This is a genomic window from Methylobacterium sp. J-048, assembly GCF_022829515.1.
Classification (GTDB): Bacteria; Pseudomonadota; Alphaproteobacteria; order Rhizobiales; family Beijerinckiaceae; genus Methylobacterium.
Genome location: NZ_JAKSYL010000199.1, coordinates 1 through 2,106, shown reverse-complemented (window position 1 = coordinate 2,106; position 2,106 = coordinate 1). Strand labels below are relative to the sequence as shown.

The window sequence follows — 2,106 nt, the reverse complement described above, 5'->3', positions numbered from 1 at the left end:
CATTCAGTTGGATCAGCCGCTGCCGCAGGCTCGCGCGCGACCACGAAGCGACCCCGTCCTCCGCTCTCGCCTTCCTCGTGCTCGCCGCGGCCATGATCCTCGTCAGGCGGCTCGCCAGAGCCTTATGAAACGGGGTCTTAGCCCACGCCGGTCGATATCCTCCAGCGCCTCATCCTCAGCAGGCGCCGTCAGCGACGTCTCGTCGTCGTCCCGGCCTAAGCCATGGAGCGCCTGGGCGAGCATCGGCCATGATGGCAGATTGCAATCGCGCAGGAAGAAGGCGGCTTTGATCAGCGCTTCGCCCTGCTCCCGCGGAACTGGACGGCCTACGATCTGGGCCTCAAGGACCTGATCGATCAGAGCTTCCGTGAGGCGGCGGACTTCGGGCAGGCGTTCGCGGGGAGGGGGCTCGACAGTCACGCTGGATCCTTCCGGTGCAGTTTCACGCCGGGCTCGCCGCCGTTGGTGAAATCCACGCCGGCCGCCTCACGGCTGCGGCGTGCCAAGACACCGGCGCCGGGGCAAGTGCGGGCAGGCCCTATCCCTCACCTTTGAGTCTTACCGCCTGACGTGTCTGGAAGAACGTCACGCTCGGCTTTGTAAAAGTCTTCGACCGGTCTGCCCAAGGCGTCGCTGATCCGCCTCAAAACCCGCAATTTGCGCTCGCGCTCACGTGTCGCAGCAGCTTGGTCTACTGAAGGGAGGCCGACGTCGCGGCGGTCACCGTCATAGCGCTCGGTCATCCACGACCTAGCACATTTGTGACCCATAGGGTTGTATGTGCTTATTGCAGTGCGACGGAAAGTTGTGATCTTGGTCCCTCTCCAGCTTGTGAAGGGCTCAGGAACTGCATGCCGCGTCGGTCATCGCATAACGCTCTGTCCGCTGCCTCGCTGCCGATGACGACCCTCGACATCGGCTTGTGGGAGGAGGACGTCGACGCCGATTGCATCCGGGGCGATGCGGTCATGGCTCGGATGTTCGGGCTGTTCGACGCTGAGGTCACCGAAGGCATCTCGCGCGCGCACCTCATGTCGATTTTCCACCCGGAAGACGTCGTGCAGGACCCGGAGCTTAGCCGAAGTGTGCGCGAGGAGGGCGGACTGTTCGTGTGGGAGCACCGCATCCTGCCGGAGCCGGGTATCGTGCGCTGGGTGCTCGCGCGCGGTCACTACGAGCGGGATACCAAGGGACGGATGCTCGGGCGCGGGATCGTCATCGACGTCACTGACAGCCGGACCGATGGACAACTCGATGGCCCGGCGCATTTCCTCGCGGCTTTCGAGACGTCGGGGGCTGTTTTGGAGCGTATCGCTGATCGGGCGATCGAGGCCTGCGAGTTGATCCGCACCCTGGATGCGGCCAGCTCAGGTCGCATGCGCCTGTTGATCGACGCCCTCCTGAAAGAGCTTGGCCAACAGATCGCAGCATCACTGCAGGATGAGCCGCCAGCACCCGAGCAACCGCAGGGGCAGAAGGTCCACTAAGCCCAATGCGTCGAGCCATCGCACGCCGTGTTGGTCGAGGCTTGGCACGAAAGCGAAACGCAGAAGGCCCGCCCTCGACAGGTCGACGGGGACGGGCCTTCACGCGACGATGCTGGTGGGGCTGCACGACGTCCGGGGGCGTGGACCGTGCTGCTCTGCCAGTGTTCGGGCGCTGAGCCCGGTCGCTGAAGAAAACCTACATCTAAGCGGTCAACGAAGCGTTGCGCCTCGCCGGCTGGTTCAGGACAGCCATACTCATTCGCCCATCAGAGCCTGCAGGTCGTCGCGTTTTGCGAGCAGGTCGCTGAGATGCCGCCGGTAGAGCTCGATGCTCGCTCGTTCGCGCCGTGCCCCTTCCGCGGACAGGTCTGGGTCTTCAAGTGCGCGCAACGAGGACCGGACGCTCTCTTGCAGGTGGCGATCTCACGCTCAACCCTCTCAAGCTCGGTCACTGCGGCTCCTCAACGTTGACTTAACCGTGCCGTCCGGCCGACATGCCATGTCCGGCTGGCGCGTGCTCTGTGCGAGTCGCCGGAACCATCAGGAGACACCGCCGCCGCAAGTCGACCCCTGAAAAGCCAACGGCCCCCCAGTCGCCAAACTGGAGGGCCGTCGAAAA

Annotated in this window: 2 protein-coding genes and 1 pseudogene; 2 read left to right on the top strand and 1 reads right to left on the bottom strand. The window is 64.4% G+C overall.

The window, feature by feature from the left end:
* Positions 1–128 (top strand): annotated as a pseudogene (locus MKL09_RS20380) (IS5/IS1182 family transposase); the annotation flags it as partial.
* Here MKL09_RS20380 and MKL09_RS20375 read toward each other — a convergent pair.
* On the bottom strand, positions 103–420 hold the full coding sequence (locus MKL09_RS20375) for a hypothetical protein (RefSeq protein WP_244023158.1): 318 nt from the start codon (positions 418–420) through the stop codon (positions 103–105). The pseudogene MKL09_RS20380 and the gene MKL09_RS20375 sit on opposite strands and share 26 nt — an antisense overlap.
* A 479-nt stretch (positions 421–899) precedes the next feature.
* Between MKL09_RS20375 and MKL09_RS20370 the strand changes: the two genes are divergently transcribed.
* Positions 900–1,487, top strand: coding sequence for a PAS domain-containing protein (locus MKL09_RS20370; protein WP_244023156.1), 588 nt, complete (start codon positions 900–902; stop codon positions 1,485–1,487).
* Positions 1,488–2,106 lie beyond the last annotated feature (619 nt).